Source organism: Virgibacillus sediminis (genome assembly GCF_042643265.1).
Lineage (GTDB): Bacteria > Bacillota > Bacilli > Bacillales > Amphibacillaceae > Virgibacillus_O > Virgibacillus_O sediminis.
Genome location: NZ_JBHRRZ010000037.1, coordinates 108,823 through 127,301, shown reverse-complemented (window position 1 = coordinate 127,301; position 18,479 = coordinate 108,823). Strand labels below are relative to the sequence as shown.

The 18,479-nt window shown below is 46.0% G+C and carries 16 protein-coding genes and 1 riboswitch; of the genes, 5 read left to right on the top strand and 11 right to left on the bottom strand.

Translation table 11 applies throughout. From position 1 onward, the window contains the following. Window positions 1-205 precede the first annotated feature (205 nt). Complete coding sequence (locus ACFODW_RS14720) at window positions 206-2,146, top strand: heavy metal translocating P-type ATPase (RefSeq protein ID WP_390307539.1); 1,941 nt, start codon at window positions 206-208, stop codon at window positions 2,144-2,146. A 6-nt stretch (window positions 2,147-2,152) separates the two neighbouring features. Here ACFODW_RS14720 and ACFODW_RS14715 read toward each other — a convergent pair whose 3' ends face one another. The 3 genes from ACFODW_RS14715 to ACFODW_RS14705 are packed head-to-tail and all read right to left on the bottom strand — an operon-like array spanning window position 2,153 to window position 3,799. Then, a complete protein-coding gene (locus ACFODW_RS14715) occupies window positions 2,153-2,977 on the bottom strand; it encodes a YihY/virulence factor BrkB family protein (RefSeq protein ID WP_390307538.1) in 825 nt (274 codons plus the stop codon). A gap of 21 nt (window positions 2,978-2,998) precedes the next feature. Next, on the bottom strand, window positions 2,999-3,313 hold the full coding sequence (locus ACFODW_RS14710) for a YtxH domain-containing protein (RefSeq protein ID WP_390307537.1): 315 nt from the start codon (window positions 3,311-3,313) through the stop codon (window positions 2,999-3,001). Window positions 3,314-3,328: 15 nt separating this feature from the next. Then, window positions 3,329-3,799 (bottom strand): low molecular weight protein-tyrosine-phosphatase, encoded by a 471-nt coding sequence (locus tag ACFODW_RS14705; protein ID WP_390307536.1) that lies wholly within the window; start codon window positions 3,797-3,799, stop codon window positions 3,329-3,331. Between the two features lie 144 nt (window positions 3,800-3,943). On the opposite strand from ACFODW_RS14705, the gene ACFODW_RS14700 reads away from it, so the two are divergent. Then, a complete protein-coding gene (locus tag ACFODW_RS14700; RefSeq protein ID WP_390307535.1) occupies window positions 3,944-5,302 on the top strand; it encodes an alanine/glycine:cation symporter family protein in 1,359 nt (452 codons plus the stop codon). Between the two features lie 195 nt (window positions 5,303-5,497). Here the strand turns inward: ACFODW_RS14700 and ACFODW_RS14695 are convergent, their stop codons facing one another. The 3 genes from ACFODW_RS14695 to ACFODW_RS14685 form a co-directional block, all read right to left on the bottom strand. After that, entirely contained in the window at window positions 5,498-6,163 is a 666-nt protein-coding gene (locus ACFODW_RS14695; RefSeq protein WP_390307534.1) for an SOS response-associated peptidase, read from the bottom strand. 20 nt (window positions 6,164-6,183) lie between these two features. Further along, window positions 6,184-7,179, bottom strand: a complete 996-nt coding sequence (locus ACFODW_RS14690; protein WP_390307583.1) for a glutaminase — start codon at window positions 7,177-7,179, stop codon at window positions 6,184-6,186. Between the two features lie 268 nt (window positions 7,180-7,447). Continuing rightward, window positions 7,448-8,344, bottom strand: a complete 897-nt coding sequence (locus ACFODW_RS14685; protein ID WP_390307533.1) for a CAP domain-containing protein — start codon at window positions 8,342-8,344, stop codon at window positions 7,448-7,450. 440 nt (window positions 8,345-8,784) lie between these two features. Between ACFODW_RS14685 and mreBH the strand changes: the two genes are divergently transcribed. Further along, window positions 8,785-9,792, top strand: coding sequence for a rod-share determining protein MreBH (mreBH, locus tag ACFODW_RS14680; RefSeq protein ID WP_390307582.1), 1,008 nt, complete (start codon window positions 8,785-8,787; stop codon window positions 9,790-9,792). Window positions 9,793-10,033: 241 nt separating this feature from the next. Here the strand turns inward: mreBH and ACFODW_RS14675 are convergent, their stop codons facing one another. The 3 genes from ACFODW_RS14675 to ACFODW_RS14665 are packed head-to-tail and all read right to left on the bottom strand — an operon-like array spanning window position 10,034 to window position 13,189. Continuing rightward, window positions 10,034-11,248 carry a NupC/NupG family nucleoside CNT transporter gene (locus tag ACFODW_RS14675; RefSeq protein WP_390307532.1) on the bottom strand — a complete coding sequence of 405 codons (1,215 nt, stop codon included), beginning with the start codon at window positions 11,246-11,248 and terminating at the stop codon, window positions 10,034-10,036. A gap of 38 nt (window positions 11,249-11,286) precedes the next feature. Further along, window positions 11,287-12,234, bottom strand: a complete 948-nt coding sequence (locus ACFODW_RS14670) for a nucleoside hydrolase (protein WP_390307531.1) — start codon at window positions 12,232-12,234, stop codon at window positions 11,287-11,289. 13 nt (window positions 12,235-12,247) lie between these two features. Further along, on the bottom strand, window positions 12,248-13,189 hold the full coding sequence (locus tag ACFODW_RS14665; RefSeq protein ID WP_390307530.1) for a nucleoside hydrolase: 942 nt from the start codon (window positions 13,187-13,189) through the stop codon (window positions 12,248-12,250). A gap of 166 nt (window positions 13,190-13,355) precedes the next feature. Next, window positions 13,356-13,459, bottom strand: a riboswitch (purine riboswitch). A 693-nt stretch (window positions 13,460-14,152) separates the two neighbouring features. Between ACFODW_RS14665 and ACFODW_RS14660 the strand changes: the two genes are divergently transcribed. Together ACFODW_RS14660 and ACFODW_RS14655 are read left to right on the top strand one after the other, a co-directional pair. Continuing rightward, window positions 14,153-15,301, top strand: a complete 1,149-nt coding sequence (locus ACFODW_RS14660) for a CaiB/BaiF CoA transferase family protein (RefSeq protein ID WP_390307529.1) — start codon at window positions 14,153-14,155, stop codon at window positions 15,299-15,301. A 14-nt stretch (window positions 15,302-15,315) separates the two neighbouring features. Further along, entirely contained in the window at window positions 15,316-16,518 is a 1,203-nt protein-coding gene (locus ACFODW_RS14655; protein ID WP_390307528.1) for an acyl-CoA dehydrogenase family protein, read from the top strand. A 368-nt stretch (window positions 16,519-16,886) separates the two neighbouring features. Here the strand turns inward: ACFODW_RS14655 and ACFODW_RS14650 are convergent, their stop codons facing one another. After that, the gene (locus ACFODW_RS14650; RefSeq protein WP_390307527.1) at window positions 16,887-17,201 is read right to left on the bottom strand and encodes a DUF3870 domain-containing protein; all 315 of its coding nucleotides are present in this window, start codon (window positions 17,199-17,201) and stop codon (window positions 16,887-16,889) included. A gap of 99 nt (window positions 17,202-17,300) precedes the next feature. Further along, a complete protein-coding gene (locus ACFODW_RS14645; RefSeq protein WP_390307526.1) occupies window positions 17,301-18,473 on the bottom strand; it encodes a saccharopine dehydrogenase family protein in 1,173 nt (390 codons plus the stop codon). Window positions 18,474-18,479: the final 6 nt, after the last annotated feature.

Sequence of the window (18,479 nt, the reverse complement as noted above, 5' to 3'; positions counted from 1 at the left end):
ATTCACAAAAATTATAATAACAGTTTTTACCGTTTAATACAATGATGCTTTCAACTGTTTCAGATTTTAATAGAAATTATTAAAAACAAGCTTATAATTTATTTGATTTTTTACAAATTTCCAGTTCACTTTCTAGCTGTTAACCACTATAATTAAAATACATATAAACTAATAATTATTTTAAACTGAAAGGAGCTATCAGTTTATGACCAGTGAATCTGCGGCACTACCATCGGAAACACCTGAATCCCAAAAAAATTGTGAACAGACAGTCGGCTTGTTTTCAAAGATAAAAGAACATGGGGAGCTCATTGCCGCCTTGGCAAGCGGAATGATCATCCTCACAGCCTGGATGATGGAAGATAGTCTCTCTCAGACACTATGGGTCGTCCTCCATTTGATTGCATTCACCATTGGAGGATACGCGAAAGCTAAGGAAGGGATCACCGAAACCATACGAACAAGAGAACTAAACGTGGAAATGTTGATGGTATTTGCGGCAATCGGCTCGGCTGCCATCGGCTATTGGACAGAGGGGGCCATCCTGATTTTCATATTTGCATTGTCCGGAGCCCTGGAAACCTACACCATGAATAAAAGCAACAAAGAAATTGCCTCCCTGATGGACCTGCAGCCCCAAGAAGCAGTTTTGCTCAAGGGCGGCCAAGAGTCCGTTGTTCCAGTTGAAGAGCTAGGGGTGAACGATGTCATCCTCGTCCGTGCCGGAGAGCGGATACCCGCAGACGGCAAAATCATGAAAGGCGCCACTTCCGTGGATGAAAGTGCGATCACCGGTGAATCGATGCCTGTCCGGAAGGCTAACAAGGAAGAGGTATACGCAGGAACAGTAGCCCTGGATGGATCGATTACCATCTCCCTCACCACCAAACCGGAGGATACCTTATTTCAAAAAATCATCCAAATGGTGCAGAACGCCCAAGAAGAAAAATCCCCCTCCCAACTTTTCATCGAGAAATTTGAAGGAAGATATGTCAAAGTAGTACTGGCCGCCGTGGTGCTGACGATATTCCTGCCTGCACTGCTGTTTGGATGGTCCTTGTCGGAAAGCATTTACCGCGCCATGATTCTTCTGGTAGTTGCTTCCCCTTGTGCACTTGTGGCGTCCATCATGCCTGCTACATTGTCCGCTATCTCCAACAGTGCGAGAAACGGTGTCCTCTTCAAGGGCGGTGTCCACCTTGAGAACCTGAGCCATGTTAATGCCGTGGCCTTCGACAAAACTGGAACACTGACCAATGGCAGACCAGTCGTAACAAATGCGCATATCAGCCCGGAATTTGACCGGTCACGGGTCATTTCCATTGTCGCCGCCATCGAAAAGGAGTCCACCCACCCATTGGCACAGGCACTGACCTCTTATGGGGGCGATGTCCTATCTACGGTGCCAAGGATGGAAGTGAAGGATATGACGACTGTCAGCGGCCAAGGAGTATACGCCTATATCGATGGCGAGAAGTGGGAAATTGGCGGACCGTCTTTTATTGGAAAGGAGCTTGCGGACAGCTTTCAGGATGGAGTGGCAGCTCAGCTCGCATCAGAGGGGAAGACGGTTGTCCTTGCTAAGGCGGATGGCCAGGTTGCCGGTGTCTTTGCGTTGAAAGACACGATCCGCACCACGGCAAAAAAAGCCATCAAGCAGCTGAAAGAACAAGGCATCCACACCATCATGCTTACCGGTGACAACGAAATTACGGCAAAAGCCGTCGCAGATGAAGCAGGGGTTGACAGCTATATTGCAAACTGCCTTCCCGGGGAAAAGGTGGATCATGTGAAGGATCTAATGGAGAAATATAAGAACGTGGCAATGGTCGGCGACGGCATCAATGACGCTCCGGCACTGGCCACGGCCAATATTGGGGTGGCAATGGGCGAAGGAACAGATGTGGCATTGGAAACCTCAGATATGGTGCTGATGAAGAACGACCTGGAAAGAATCACCGGCGCCACCAGCCTTTCCAACCGGATGAACCGTATTATCAAACAGAATATCGTCTTTTCGATTGCTGTAATTGTGGTTTTAATCTTTTCAAATTTCTTCCAAGTCATCGACCTTCCACTCGGTGTCATCGGCCACGAGGGAAGCACCATATTGGTGATACTGAACGGGCTTCGGCTGCTGCAATAGCAGCCCCTACCCGGCCGGACGCCGACGCTCACGGAGGACTGCATTCAGGAAACCGCCGGCCATGATGATAATCCCGGAAATATAGAACCAGATCATCAGAACAATCACTGCCCCAAGGCTTCCGTATGTGGCCGAATAATTTCCCATGTTGTTGACATAGGCAGAGAAGCCCAGCGAAACAAGCTGCCACAGGATGGTAGCGAATAACGCACCCCATATGGCATTTTTAAAATAAATGCGCTTATTCGGCGCCAATTTGTACAAGGACAGAAACACGATGAAAAAGATGGCGGATGAAACCACATAGCGCAATGTTTCCCAAACAGCAAGGAATCCCTCCGACAGGCCGAACAGCGAAAATATATATACGCCGATCATTCTGCCAAACACGGGCAGCAGCAAAGCAATGCAGATGACGGAAACCATGGCGACCGTCAGTACGATGGCAATAAGCCTTGCTACAAAAAATGAGCGGTTTTCATCGACGCCATAGGCTCTGTTGAACGAGCGGGTAAGGGCATTGATCGCGTTGGAAGCCGCCCATAAGGTTCCTAATAGACCAATAGACAATAAGCCGCCATTGGAGTCATTCAACAAATCATTGATATTTGTGTTGATCAACTCCGTAATCTGATCAGGTGCATAATCTCCTATCATCCCTATCACCATCTGCACATCGATTGGCAGATAGCCGATCAGGTTAAGCAAAAACAATAAAAACGGGAAGAGCGACAGAAGGAAAAAGTAAGCCAGTTGCGCAGCCAGGCCGAAGACATCCTCTTCCATCATCCTATGATACACCTGTTTGGCAACCTTTACTGTGTTCTTCATGTCGACTCTCCCCATCACTGATTATTGATCGAGTTCTTCGAGCTGTTTCACTTCACCATTTCTGTTTCCAGAAACTTTTTCCAGCTGCTTTTCAGCTGATTCCAGTGCGCTAAGGACATTTGAAGCATTGTCCGGGAAACTCTCACTGAATTTGTCCAGTGTGGTCCGGACATTATGGACCGCCTCGGACGGATGCTGGATCCAGTAAGAAGAGTTCTCCTTGACTGTATGCAGCTTCTCCGTGGTGTAGTCCCTTGTCTGCTTGTCGAATAGTGACACAATACCACCGACTGCAGCACCTGTAATGATACCTGTTAATAACCTGCGCTTGCCCATCTGCAATTCTCTCCTTTACAAATTATGTTTTTCTTTAAGGTAAGAAAGGAATTGGGAACATCCTTCTGTTACCAATTGATAAGTATAATCGAAATTCCCGGTATAATAAGGGTCCGGGATATTCACATCATCTGGCTCATCGACAAAGTCCATCAGTTTTTTGACTACCGTTCCTTCTGTTTCCCTATCAAGACTCTTCAAATCGCCGATATTCTCTTCATCCATGGCAATGATGTAATCAAATCTTTCCCAATCACGTTCTTCTATCTGCCTTGACAAAATCCCCTCATAGGAAATATTCTGTTTATCCAGCAGACTTCTGGTCCCCTGATGTGGACGCGATCCTGCATGCAGACCAATGATCCCACTAGAATCTATCTCGATTGCACCGCTGAGGTTCTCCTTTTGGATCATATCCCGGAACACAGCCTCCGCCATCGGAGAGCGACAGATATTTCCTAGACAGACAAACAGTACTTTTATCATCTTATCACCATCCTAATTCTACTTATATTATAATCATCAACACAAGTGATAAGCAAAAATTACCGCTAATTTTGAGGAAACACTTGACAATCGGCCTATTTTTCGGAATATTAATAATAATACAGATAAAAAGGGGGAAGGAATATGCAAGAGGTCATTGATGCAATCAGCGGCTTTGTCTGGGGGCCACCAATGCTTATCCTGATCGTGGGGACAGGGATATTCTTAACCATCAGGCTGGGATTTATGCAGTTCAAGACCCTGCCATACGCAATCAAGCTGTCCTTCAGGCCGGAGAAGAAAGACAACAACAATAAAGGCGATATCAGCCATTACCAGGCATTGACTACCGCCATGGCAGCCACCATCGGAACCGGTAATATTGTCGGTGTAGCAACGGCCGTCGTCCTCGGGGGGCCAGGTGCCGTATTCTGGATGTGGATATCTGCCCTATTCGGAATGGCGACAAAATATTCCGAAGCAATTCTCGCGGTCAAATACCGGGTCACCAATAGCAAAGGGGAAATGTCAGGTGGTCCGATGTACTACCTCGAACGCGGGCTTAAACAGAAATGGCTTGGTGTCCTTTTTGCCATTTTTGGGGCCATCGCCGCCTTCGGGATCGGAAATATGGTGCAGTCCAACGCAGTGGCAGGTGCAGTGGAAACAGAATTCAACATTCCCACATGGGTCACTGGCATTGTGCTTACCTTACTGGTCGGATTAGTAATCCTCGGGGGCATTAAAAGCATCGGTAGAGTTACCGCCTTTTTTGTACCGATCATGGCAGTGCTCTACATCCTCGGCGGACTTATCATCATGATCATGAACTTTGACATCGTCCCACAGGCTTTCGGACTGATATTTACTGATGCATTCACCGGCAGTGCAGTCGGCGGCGGTATCCTAGGTACGGTCATCCGCTACGGGGTGGCGCGGGGCGTATTTTCCAATGAAGCAGGTCTGGGTTCCGCGCCGATTGCTGCAGCAGCAGCCCGGACGGATTATCCGGGACGGCAGGCATTGGTTTCCATGACACAGGTATTCTTTGATACAATCATCGTCTGTACCATCACGGGTGCCACCATTGTCATGGCCAACATGTACGGCAACGAAGAGCTTTCCGGCGGGGATCTGACCGCTGCATCATTCAGCTATTTCCTTGGTGATTTCGGCGGGTTCATTGTAACCATTGGCATTATTCTATTCGCATTCTCCACCTTGGTCGGCTGGTCCTATTACGGAGAAAAATGCTTCTCCTACCTGTTCAATGACAAAGCAATCCCTATTTACCGGGTCGTTTTTGTCCTTGCTGTATTCTATGGAGCAATTGAACAGCTGAACGTCGTCTGGGGAATTGCCGATATCATGAACGCCCTCATGGCCGCACCGAACTTAATCGGCCTGCTCGGCCTATCCGGAGTGGTCGTCTATGAAACCAAGCGCTTCCTGAAAGTGGCAAAAGAAGAAAAAGAGCGGGAAAAAGCAGAAAGAGCTTCATAATAAAAAGGCTGTCTCTCCATTGTTAGAGACAGCCTTTTGGTATGTAGGAGTGGGATTTTTGTGTTGTGCTGCTGATTAAAGGGTGGTTCGGGTGATATCTCATGCGTGCTGCCGATTTATCCCCGCTCCTGCTGATATCTCATGCCTGCTGCCGATAAACCTGCACTCAAGCCAAGCCCGACCAACATCACTCACTCAGGCAATTGGCTTGATGCATTGCTCATCATTGTTTTTAGCAGCGTTCACGTAGTCAGCTACATCATAAGCAGATAATGCTTGGTCATCCAATGATTCCAAGAACCCGCCCGCTTCTTGTGGCTGCATTTTCTGTGGGCTGATCCATTCGTCTTCTATTTCCTTTGGAAGAATGACAGGCATGCGGTGATGGATGTCCTGCATGAAAGTGTTGGCTTCCCTGGTCAGAATGGTGCAGGTGAATAGTGTTTTCCCTTGCTGCTCCCATTTATCCCAAAGGCCGGCAAAGGCGAATAGTCCGCGATCTTTCACCTGTATTCTTTTCGGCTGTTTGCCTTCCTCCGTTTTCATCCATTCATAAAAGCTATCAGCGATAATCAGACATCGTTTGCGGGCCATCAACTGTTTGAAGCTTGGTTTCTGATGTGCTGTCTCGCTCCTGGCGTTGATCATCTTATAGCCGATGCGTTCATCGTCTGCCCAGGAAGGTACCAGGCCCCACCGCAGATGGCCTGCCCGCTTTTCCTTCCCGTCATGGACGACAGCTAGTACATCCTGGCCGGGGGCTATATTATAGCTCGGCTGATAATCTTTTATCGGCTGGTCGATTCCGAATTCCTGAAGTATCTCCAGTTCATCTGCAAGCAAGGTATATCTACCGCACATATTTTTCTCCCTCCTTGCATTTAAAATATACTAAGATCCCATTTGTTGGCAATATGTCGCAACAGCCGGATTCCCGCAATACTGTTCCCCTGCTTATCAAGCGCCGGACCGTACACTCCGATGCCACAGCCATCAATGAAGGGCAGCTCTTCATCACGGACCCTAGCCGGGGCTAAAGCAATAATGCCGCCGGCCACTCCGCTTTTCGCCGGGATCCCTACATATGCAGCAAACTTGCCAGAGGCATCATACATGCCGCATGTCAGCATCAATGCCTTGGCGAGACGTGCCACCTGGCGGGGAATGATTTCCTCATCTGTGGATGGATCAAAGCCGTCGTTGGCCAAAATCATGCCGATTTTTGCCAAGTCGTCGATCGTCACTTCAATCGAGCATTGTTTGAAATAGGCTTCCAGAGAGATATTCAAGTCGGATTCCAGATAGCCCATTTCCAACAGATAGTACCCGATCGCACGGTTTCGCATGGAGGTATCCCTTTCCGATTCATAGACATCTATATCCAGATGCGGCCTGTACCCCAGCATTTTTTCCAACAGTTCAAATAAGGGCTCCAACTTTTGGTCGGATGACTTTCCCTCCAGCAACGAAGCCACCGTAATAGCGCCCGCGTTGACCAAGGGGTTAAAGGGCTTTTTGACCTGTTTCATCTCTAGATGCATGATCGAATTGAAGGCTTCCCCAGTGGGCTCCACATCCACGCGGTCAAGTACATAGCTTATTCCCCGTTCCATACAGGCAACAATGAAGGTGAGTACCTTGGAAATACTCTGGATGGTAAACGGGACATCGGTATCTCCGGAGCGGATATTCGTCCCGTTTTTCCCTATTATGGAAATACCTAAATGATCCGCATTCGCTTCCTGCAGGACAGGAATATAGGATGCCACTTCCCCTTCATGTGTATGCTTACGGTAAAATGCAATCCAATCATCTACATATTGCTGCAGCCATTCCTCTGTTGATTCCGTATTCCAATTGGTGGCACCTTGTACCAATATGATCACCTCGTATGTAGTAGTATGTGTAAATGGCGGGCAAAACAATCGAATTTCCCCCTATAAATGCTTTTACCCTTTTCCGTCATCGAACAATCTACACTCCGGGTAGGAATTTAAAAATCAATAAAGAAAAATAGTCTGGGCCTTGTGTTTAGCATGCCTCAATTAGGGGAATACCCTAAAAGTACCGGTTGGCGGCCAATTTTATATTTGGCTTAAATAAAAAGAGACTGATCATATCAGCCTCCATTCAAATTATATCTTATTATTTACCAATGAACTGCTGTGTCCAGTGGTTCCCTTGTTCTACATATCCCACACCGATATGAGTATAGTCGGCATTAAGAATGTTGGCACGATGCCCTTCACTGTTCATCCATGCATTCACTACTTCTTCCGGTGTACGCTGCCCTTTAGCAATGTTTTCACCGGCAGTACGGTAGTCAATTCCAAAGCTTTTCATCATGTCGAACGGTGACCCGTAATTAGGGCTGTTGTGAGCGAAATAGTTGCTTGTAGCCATATCACGGGATTTCTCACGTGCTACTTTGCTCAATTCTGCATCGATTTCCAAAGCGCTCAGGCCGTGTTTTGCTCTCTCTTGGTTGGTAAGCTCAACAACTTCCTGTTCGAATTGGTTCAATTCTTGGGATGCAGCTGGAGTTTGTTCTTGCTGTTCAGGTGCAGGCTGCTGTGGTGCAGGTGCTTCTGGCTGTTCAGCTGGTTGTTCCACTTGCTCTTCATTTTGTTCAGGCTGTGGTTCGTTTTGTTCAGCTTCTTGCTGCTCTTCTTCTTTATTTTCATTTTGATCAGCTTGTGGCTGCTCTTCTTTAGGTTGTTCTTCCTGTTCAGCAGGCTGTTCAGGTACAGGTGTTTCTTGCTTTTGTTCCGGCTTATCTGCTTCTTTATTCTCTTCTTTCTGTTCCGGCTCCCAGTTTAGCTGAGGCCATTTAGTCTGGAACTGGCTTAACGCTTTTTCTACTACACTGTTGATATCAGACTCGGAAAAGTTCCCCTCGAGTAAATTGACAGAGTAATAGAATTTATAGCCATTCCCTTCAGTATGCCCTTCTTTAGAGAAGGCATCTGCTGTGGATGTAAATGCTCCACTGAACAGTAATGCTGTTGATAAAGCAGTGACAATGCTTAGCTTCTTAAACAATTGCTGCACTCTCCTTTGTGTTTTGTTTTTGACAAACTCATCATAGCACGGCTTTCTTGTAATAATTATGGCAGCCATTGCCATATGCCTTGAACATTACATCCATCACTTTCCTGCTTTCGAAGAATCCTTATAAAAACAAGGGTTGCCCAATATCCTGAAAAAGGGTAGTTAGGCAAATCTCGGGCTACCTGTCATATTTTGCCGAAATAATTGGCTTGACACCCTCCTAAATCCCCTGTTTTTATTACAAATCCCCAAAAATTGTAATGTTATTGTTACTTGATTTTATGTCGAACCATCGTTACTTTTAATAGTAGGGAAAAAGAAAGCACGTATATTGCCGAACATATATAATTTCTTTTCTACCATTCTATGAAACTTAATAACGACTAAAAGATATAGGAAAAAATGTATCATTGGAGGAACACTATATGTCTATGTTTTCTAATGCAGAGATCGGAATAGATTTAGGTACCGCTAATATCCTGATTTATTCAAAGACCAAAGGAATTGTATTGAACGAACCATCTGTTGTAGCTATCGATGTGAATACCAAAAAAGTTGTGGCTGTAGGAGCGGAAGCAAAGGAAATGGTGGGTAAGACACCTCAGAACATCATTCCCATCCGCCCATTGAGGGACGGCGTCATTGCCGACTACGATGTAACCGCCCAGATGCTGAAAGAACTATTGAAGAAAGTAAGCAAGCAAATCGGGGCCTCCATGAGAAAGCCGACCGTTGTCGTATGTACACCGTCCGGCAGTACGACTGTCGAACGCCGTGCCATACATAATGCCGTCACAAGCTATGGAGCAAAACAGGTCCATTTGATAGAGGAACCTGTTGCAGCAGCCATCGGGGCAGAACTTCCTGTAGATGAGCCGATCGCCAACGTGATAGTCGATATCGGCGGCGGTACTTCTGAGGTAGGGATCATCTCCTTCGGTGGAGTGGTTTCCTGCAATTCCGTCCGTACAGGCGGAGATAAAATGGATGAAGAGATTATCCAGCATATCCGGAAAAACTATAATATTCTTATCGGGGAACGAACCGCTGAAAATATTAAAATGGAAATCGGAAATGCTCTTCCTGACCATAAGGAAGAAACTATGGATATCCGCGGCCGTGATATGGTCACCGGCCTTCCAAAAACAGTAAGCATCACCTCCACGGAAATCCATAACGCATTGAAGGAATCATTGGAACAGCTGCTGGAAACAGTCCGGTCCACCCTGGAAAGCTGCCCTCCGGAATTAAGCGGCGATATTGTTGACCACGGGATCGTCCTGACCGGCGGAGGAGCCTTGTTAAAGGGCATGCAGCAATGGCTGGCCAGTGAAATCAGTGTACCAGTACATCTTGCGCCAAACCCGCTCGAATCCGTAGCAATCGGCACCGGGCGTGCTCTCAAGATGATCGAAAAGCTGGAAAAAGCAACCAAATAAGCTGAAGGATTCTGTTGCCCACCGCAGACTTTAAAAATGCAAGCTAAAATGCCCAACAATTTGTCTATCGATTGTTGGGCATTTTTTGTTACATAAGGACATGAATAATATATTTTCACCAATTCACAGCAGAACGGGATGGGACCAGTCCGCCCCTCCCTAAACCAAAAATAAAAATGGAAAAAGGGTCAGGCTCCTCCTACGTTTGAAAGAGGGCTGACCCTTTATCCTACTGGTATGTCTATATTAACATTCCAGCAATAGCAGCACTTAATAAATTAGCTAATGTACCGCCAATCACAGCTAAAAAGCTATATCTTGCAAATATTTCTCTCCGGGATGGAGCTAAACTTCCAAAACCTCCAATAATCATTCCGATCGTAGCTAAGTTAGCAAATCCACACAAAGCAAAGCTGATAACTGCTACGGTTTTATCAGAGAAATTATCTATATCTTGGGCAAAAGAACTAAATGCTACAAATTCGTTTAATACAAATTTCTGACCAATATAGGATCCTGCTTTCAGTGCTTCCTCCCAAGGAACACCGATGACGAAGGCCAGTGGTGCTAACAGTATGCCAAGAATACGTTCTAGTGTAAGGTTTTCCAAACCAAAGATACCACCAATCCAATCAAGGCCAAGGTTAACTAAAGCAATAAGAGAGATAAAAGCTAGGATGAGTGCACCGATATTTAGAGCGAGCGTCAACCCTGTTGATGCTCCTTTCGCTGCAGCATCAATGATGTTCACAGTTTCTGTATCTTTTGCAATCTTAATTACTGTGTCGTCCTCTGGCTTTTCCGTTTCTGGCATCAATATTTTTGCCATCAAGAGACCTGCTGGTGCAGCCATAAATGCAGCAGCAATAAGATATTCCAATGGTACACCCAGGAGAGAGTATCCCACTAAAACAGATCCTGAAACAGAAGCGGCCCCTCCGGTCATCACAGCGAATAATTCAGACTTGGTCATTTTCTCCATATATGGCTTAACGATTAATGGAGCTTCTGTTACTCCAATAAAAATATTAGCAGCAACAGCCATTGATTCCGGTTTGGTTGTTTTTAGAATTTTGCTTAAAAACCCACCCACTAGTTTTGTTATAAATTGCATAATACCTAAATAAAATAATACCGAAATTAACGAGGAGAAAAAGATGATAACCGTAAGAACCTGGAAGGCGAATACAAATTGTACGCCTTCTCCAGCTAATACTCCACCGAATATGAACTCAATACCTGCATTGGAAGTATCAATGATACTTTGTACGGTATTGGTGATCCATTGAAAGATTTCTTTTCCTGTTTCCCATTTCAACACGATGAATCCAAAGGTGATTTGTAGCAATAGTGCGCCGATGATTGTGCGCGCCTTGATTGCTTTTTTATTTGTAGATAGTAAAACGGCGATACCTAAAATGACGATGATTCCTAAGATTCCCCATAAAATTTGCATATGATGTTTGTCCTCTCTCTTGGTGTATTATAAAGAAATTATGAAATGGATGTCAGTACGTCTAGCACATGTTCCTTGAATTGATTCCGATTCACTTCTTCACATACTCGAACATTCGGTTCATGGCCACTACGGTTGTTGATATCGACCATACTGTACCCTCGAGTCAACTCTCCCTTTGTTTCAACATCGACAAAATACTTGTTTGATTTGGCCATCAGTTCTTCGTTTGCGGCGATAGCTACCAGCAAGGTATCAGGATGTGTCGTTCCATTCAACCGGTGCACTTCTTTGTTGAATTTCATTACTACCTTATTGATCTGGATAAAAAACGCAGATCCTTTGGTTGATAGGTTTTCGATTTCCTTATGGTCATCATCATCCATAATGGAATATTTGGTGCACATGTCCCAACCCACGAGTGTGATGGGAATTCCGGAATGCAGTACGATTTTGGCAGCTTCTGGGTCAACAAAGAAGTTATATTCCGCTGCTGCGGTAATATTACCAAGGGAATTGTTGGTTCCCCCCATAATATAAATATGTGGGATATCGTATATGATGGTAGGATCCTTTTTGATTGCCATAGCAATATTGGTTAATGGTGCAATGGCTAACAGATTGATTTCACCAGGATTTGATTTCACTTTGTCGATGATAAAATCTACTGCATGTCCCTGTTCCGGACGCTGTTTGGCTTTTTCGAAAAAGCTATCTCCCATTCCATCCTTTCCATGAACATCTTCCACGGTTTGATGGCGTTCGACTACACTAGTCAGGAGCGGTCCTTCCATCCCTTTGTATACGGGAACGTATTCCTCCGGATTTGCTACCTGAATGGTATAAAGGGCATTTTCAACTTGTTGATCAAAGTCTACATTTCCTCCCGTAATGGTCACGCCTTCTACTTTGAAAGAATGCATGGCTGTCAGAAGGGCGATCGTGTCATCCCCAGCAGTATCTGTATCAATAATCACTTTTCGCATGGCCTATTTCTCCTCATTTATTTTGTTTTGCCAATTCTGTGATGTAGTCAAAGAAGCTGTCCCGATCCACTTCATAGACTAATTCCACTTCTCTTCCGTTTTCAGAGAGTTCCGTCCTGCCTTGGCTGGCTCCTGACGGATGAACGATGGATTTCACTTGTTTCTTCTTCACTAATTCGCTATTTCCGATACTGGCAGTAGTCAGGACGTCCCACAAAAAGTAAGTGGAATTTGTTTGAAAATGAACCAATGGTGGAACCATCGCGTAACACTGGCCCAAGAAATCAATTCCTATATCCTGTCTCTGGGATGCCCATGTATTTCTGACATCTAACGTAAGAGGGACCATATTCGTACTTTCCAGGGCAACCAGATCGATAGGGATGGAGCTGTCCCATACTACTTTGACAGCTTCTGGATCCCAGAATGCATTCCATTCTGCTGTCCCATCATGTTCTGGCTCTTCCACGTTGCCATTTTCTAGGAAGGTACCACCCATCCAAACTAATTTTTCAATGTTTTGCTCGATTTCTGGGGCAGTTTGAAGTGCACGGGCCAAATCAGTTAATGGCCCTATAAAAACTAATGTTACTGGTGAATCACTCTCGCGAAGTACTTTGATCAGATGTTCATGTGCCGGTAATTCCGATTCTTTTGTTTGAATCTGTCCAGATTCATTCAAGAGTGGTAATGCATCAACAAAAAATGCGTGCATACGCCAGTCTTTCGGGAAAGGATTTTTTCCACGGGAATTAGAAGCTGCAACTTCTATCTTTTCACCGTTCCCAAATCTATCGATAATCTTTCTGCTAGCATACATTGCCGGTTCTAAATAACAGTCTGCAGGAATTACGCCTACACCTAGTAAATTCACATTTTTCATTTGTAGTAAGAGGAATAAAGAGACTAGATCGTCTACTCCTCCATCATGATTTAGATATACATTTTTAATCATTTTGCTACCTCCTGGATGTTTGATATATTCTCAATATTGGCCAAAATAAAAAGGTCTAAAACATAGAATTCCCTCTACGTCTTTAGACCTACGAGCTAAGTATATATAATGTAGCAAAAAAGGGCTACATTATAATTTGGAAGTGACTGTTATCATAGACAACAATCATCCCTATACTTTAACTCGTAGTCCGGTTTTTTCAGTGGAAACCAGGTAGAGACACTCAGACCATATTACTGAGAATATACGAGTAATGATATTTAGCACTTTGTTAATATAACAGAGAAGCAGAAGATAATCAATAAAAAGTGAACATTAATCATAAAAAATGTTATTATCGTCCGCTTTTTCGGAGGGAAAAGAGGAAGATAATGGATGAGGAATCCGTAATCACCGAAACTAGGGTAAATTAGGAAAATAAAGGCGGATTTTTGAGACGGAGGGAGAAGTGCGTGAGAAAAGGACCAACAGCCCAGTTGCACTAAAGTATTAGCCTATCGGGGGGCTGATCTATATTTCCCGTATATTTTTTGCTCTATATTATTTGGATCCAAAATCTTTATTTTTTGATTTCGATTTACCATTTTGATTAACTGTAAAGTTAATCCCAAAAGTACTTCTGGCTTCCACGTTTGCGAGCGAACTGCCTATGTCAGAAATTTAAAAGTTGCCAAAGAAAGATTAAAGAAACCGTTTACAAACTGTCAGAATTAATGTACAATAAAATTAATTAAATCATGGCTGAGCGCCTCCGCGTATAAACCCATGATTAATGAAACACGTACCGATTTTTTCAAAACCAATACCTACTGCCTAGCCTGTTCACAATTCCTTACCGGAACTTGTCCCAACAGGTAAGAGCCAGTTCCATGTTGAATTACAGCGCTATGCTGTAACCCATTGGAGCTGGCTTTTTTTATGGCATAACAGTTATAGACCAAATATCAGACAGGAGGATGGCCGATGAAAGGAGCTCTGGAGCATATTAAAGTGCTGGATCTTTCCCGTGTACTTGCCGGCCCTTACTGCACCATGATACTCGGGGATCTCGGAGCGGAAGTCATCAAGGTCGAAGCACCGGGCGGCAGCGATGAGACCAGAAAATGGGGTCCCCCTTTTCAGGAGGACGTAAGTGCCTATTACCTATCCGCCAATCGCAACAAAAAAGCGATTACCGTGGACCTCAAGACGAAAGAAGGAACAGATATTATCAAGGAACTGGTCGGAGAAAGCGATGTATTGATCCATAACTTCAAGTCGGGGACGATGGAGAAATTCGGGCTGGACTACAGCATATTGGAGGAAATCAATCCCGGGCTTGTCTACTGTTCCATTACCGGCTTCGGGGAAACCGGGCCATATAAGCAGATGCCAGGCTATGATTTCATCATCCAGGCGATGAGCGGCCTGATGAGCATTACCGGGGATGCCGAGTCCGGCCCACAGAAAGTCGGCGTGGCGATCACCGACATACTGACCGGCTTATATGCCTGCATCGGCATTCAGGGTGCACTGCTGGAACGTACCGTATCCGGCCGCGGCCAGAAGTTGGATTTATCCCTTTATGATGCAGCTGTAAGCTCTTTGGTCAATATCGGCAGCAATTACCTGATGTCCGGTGAAGTCCCCCGCCCGCTAGGCAACCATCATGCCAATATCGTGCCGTACCAGACATTCGAAGCCAGTGATAAGCAAATGGTCATTGCTGTCGGAAACGACCGCCAATACCAAGCACTATGCCGGCTGATAGGACGGGAAGAATTTGGAAAGGACGAGAGATTCCATACCAATCCTTCCCGTGTCGCACACCGGGATGAACTGGTTCCACTGCTGCAGGCAGAATTCAAAAAGCACACAGCCGACTATTGGCTGGAAAAATGCAGGGAGCATGGAATCCCGTGCGGCCCGATTCAGACCATTGAAGAAGTTGGAAATGACCCCCAGCTTCAGGCAAGGGAAATGTTTGTAGAAGCAGAGCACCAGACAGCAGGAATCGTCAAAATGGTCGGCAGCCCGCTAAAACTGTCGCGGACTCCTGTCCACATCCACCGGGCTCCACCTGACCCGGGAGAGCATAATGAGGAAATCCTAGGCCAAGCCAAACAAAAATAAAGGAGATGAACCATATGAATTTTGAATTTACCGAAGAACAGCAACTGCTACGCCAGACCGTCAGAAACTTTACCGATAAGGAGATTATGCCGTATATTGCAGAGTGGGATCGTGAAGGGCAATTTGATCCCTCCATTTTGCCGAAACTGGCAGAGCTCGGATTCATGGGAGTATGTATACCGGAGGAGTATGGCGGAAGCGGGATGGATTATAATTCACTCGCCATCGTCTGTGAGGAGTTGGAGCGAGGAGACACAGCCTTCCGGACAGCAGTTTCTGTCCATACCGGATTGAACAGTATGACCCTGCTGCAATGGGCAAATGAAGAACAAAAAAAGAAGTATTTAACACCACAGGCCAAAGGGGAGAAGATTGGCGCCTTCGGTCTGACAGAGCCAGGTGCCGGCTCTGACGTAGCATCCATGCAGACAACGGCGGTCAAGGATGGCGACCACTATATCCTGAACGGTCAGAAGACATGGATTTCCCTATGCGACATCGCCGACCATTTTCTCGTCTTCGCCTATACCGGTGATAAATCCGAGCGCCATAAAGGCATTTCCGCATTCATCGTGGAACGCAGCTGGGAAGGCTTCTCATCCAAAGCCATCAAAGGAAAGCTCGGCATCCGCTCCGGTAATACAGGAGAAATCTTCTTCGATAATGTAAAAGTGCCGAAAGAAAACCTGCTTGGCGAAGAAGGGGAAGGATTCAAGATTGCCATGTCGGCTCTGGATAATGGCCGTTTCACCGTTGCCGCCGGAGCTGTCGGGCAGATCATGGCATGTCTGGAAGCAAGTGTGAAGTATTGTCATGAGCGGAAGACATTCGGAAAAGAAATCGGCCAACATCAGCTGGTCCAGCAAATGATCGCCAATATGGAAGCCGGACTGCAGATGAGCCGCCTGCTCGTTTATCGCGCCGGTGAGTTGAAAAATAAAGGAAAACGAAATACAAGGGAAACCTCCCTTGCCAAATGGCAGGCATGTGACTTCGCCAACAAAGCAGCTGATGATGCGGTACAGGTGCACGGTGCCTATGGATTCTCAGATGAATATCCGGTGGAACGCTACCTGAGGAACTCCAAAGCACCGGTCATCTACGAAGGAACCCGGGAGATCCATACTGTCATGCAGGCAGAATATGTACTCGGCTACCGCGAAGATAAGCCGCTCAACAAATCATTGCCCGCCTGGGAAGGTGAACTTGTAAAATAATAGATTTGACAGAGGCTGGGACAAAAATGTTTACCCTAAGATGAATAAGAACTAACTAAAAAATTTGATTAGTGGATATCACCCGTTCCGGAAATACACTCCGCTTTCCGCGGTCAGCTGGTGAGCCTCCTCGTGCTACGCACTGTGGGGTCTCACCTATGCCTTTCCTCCCGCAGGATTCTACGTATATTTCCTCCACTAATTCAGTTCATTTTTCGTCATTAGAGTTAAACGTTTTAAATATGTCCCAGTCTCTTTTAAATTTACTACCGGCTAGTGCCTGCTTTTATCCCATGATGGGCTGGTTTATCACCAGCTCACACCACTTATCCGCTGTTCCCCACTTTTATCACCAGCTCACCCAGGGTTCAAGACCCTTCTATATAACTTGCGTACTGTTTATATAGATCCTTCAATGCTGAGACTAATGCATTGCCGGCTTTTCCACGGTAATGTTCTTTTACTGATTCCACCGGCCCTTCAATGCCCTCCTTCAGACTGTGGCCCCGGAGCAGCTGTTGGATGAATTGCCTGCCGTGTTCTGTGGCCAGGGTACAGTTCGCGGCGACAATCACGCCGTATTTTTTATCGATTTCCGCTGTGATGGTCAATGTTTCATACATGCTTTGGGCGGCCATTCCCGTAGGCAGTCTGGAGTGGCCGGCAATAAATACTGTATTCATGTTTTCCCCTTCCCTTCCCCAATCATCTTTTGTATGTATTATACCAAACGTGTTCCTTTCCCATTAAAAGGAAATGGGACCGCACATGGCGGCCCTCTATTATACTTGTATATTCGTATCCTCGCCGAGGCGCTGTTCTTTTATTTCTACTCCTCTAGCAGCCATTTCCTTGATATACAAGTCGCCCGGGACGATTTTCTCCGGAGGATGTACGCCTCTCTTGCTGATGGTCCCTGATGCAATCATCTGTGCCACGACGGAAACAGTGTTGGCCGTGGCCCTCGCCATCGCAGTCACATTTGTATCCGGATCTCTGTAGGTAGTCATCTCATACTGATGAGCGACAGAAGCTCCGCCTTCTTCACCGCCTACCAGAACGCGAAGCAGTACGGCATCCTTTTTATCCTTGAGATCGACTATTGGATCCAGCACTTTCAGGAGAACCTGCCGCGGATTAATGCTTCGTCCATCCACCTCCACTTCATAACCCATCCGAGTCAAATTCAAATCCACAAGCAGCTTGAACTTCTCTGCATGCCCCGGGTAACGGATCGTCTTATATTCCAGGGTTTCCAGCTGCGGGTAGGAAAGTGACAGCGTGGATGTCCCGCCGGATGTATGGAAGGCCTCGAGGGGACCGAAATGCTCGAAATGCACCCGCTCCACTTCAGATAAAGAGGGGATTTCCTGTTTTACGCCGTTCCGGATGATCAGGGACGGATCGGTATAGTGGTCAAATACCCCTTCCATTGAAAATACATGATTATATTCAAGCGGTGGTTCTGGTTTTACGGGAATGCCTCCGACAAACAGACGAATGGACTGAAGGCTATCCAGTTTCCCTGCACCGAAGCCTGACAGGATATTGATCATTCCCGGGGCTACCCCAAGATCGGGGATCAGGGTGACACCATTTCTTTCCGCATCCTCATGCAGTGCCAGTACCTTATCTGTCATATGGCCGATATGGCCCCCCAGATCAATGGAATGAACCCCCGTCTTGATGGCTGTCTTCGCAACTGTTTCATTAAAAGAATAGAACAGCGCATTGATAATGCAGTCGAATTTCCTCATAAATGCTGCCAGTTCCACTTCATCGGAGGCATCCACTTGGTAGGCCTTCACCTTGGCAGAGTCCAGCTGCCGGACGACTTGACGGGCCCGGTCCGGATCGATATCTGCGAGCCCTACCTTTTTTACCCCGCTGCTAGCCGCCAAGTCCCTTGCTGCTTCTTTGCCCATCAACCCGGAACCCAACACACCTATTTTCATCCAATC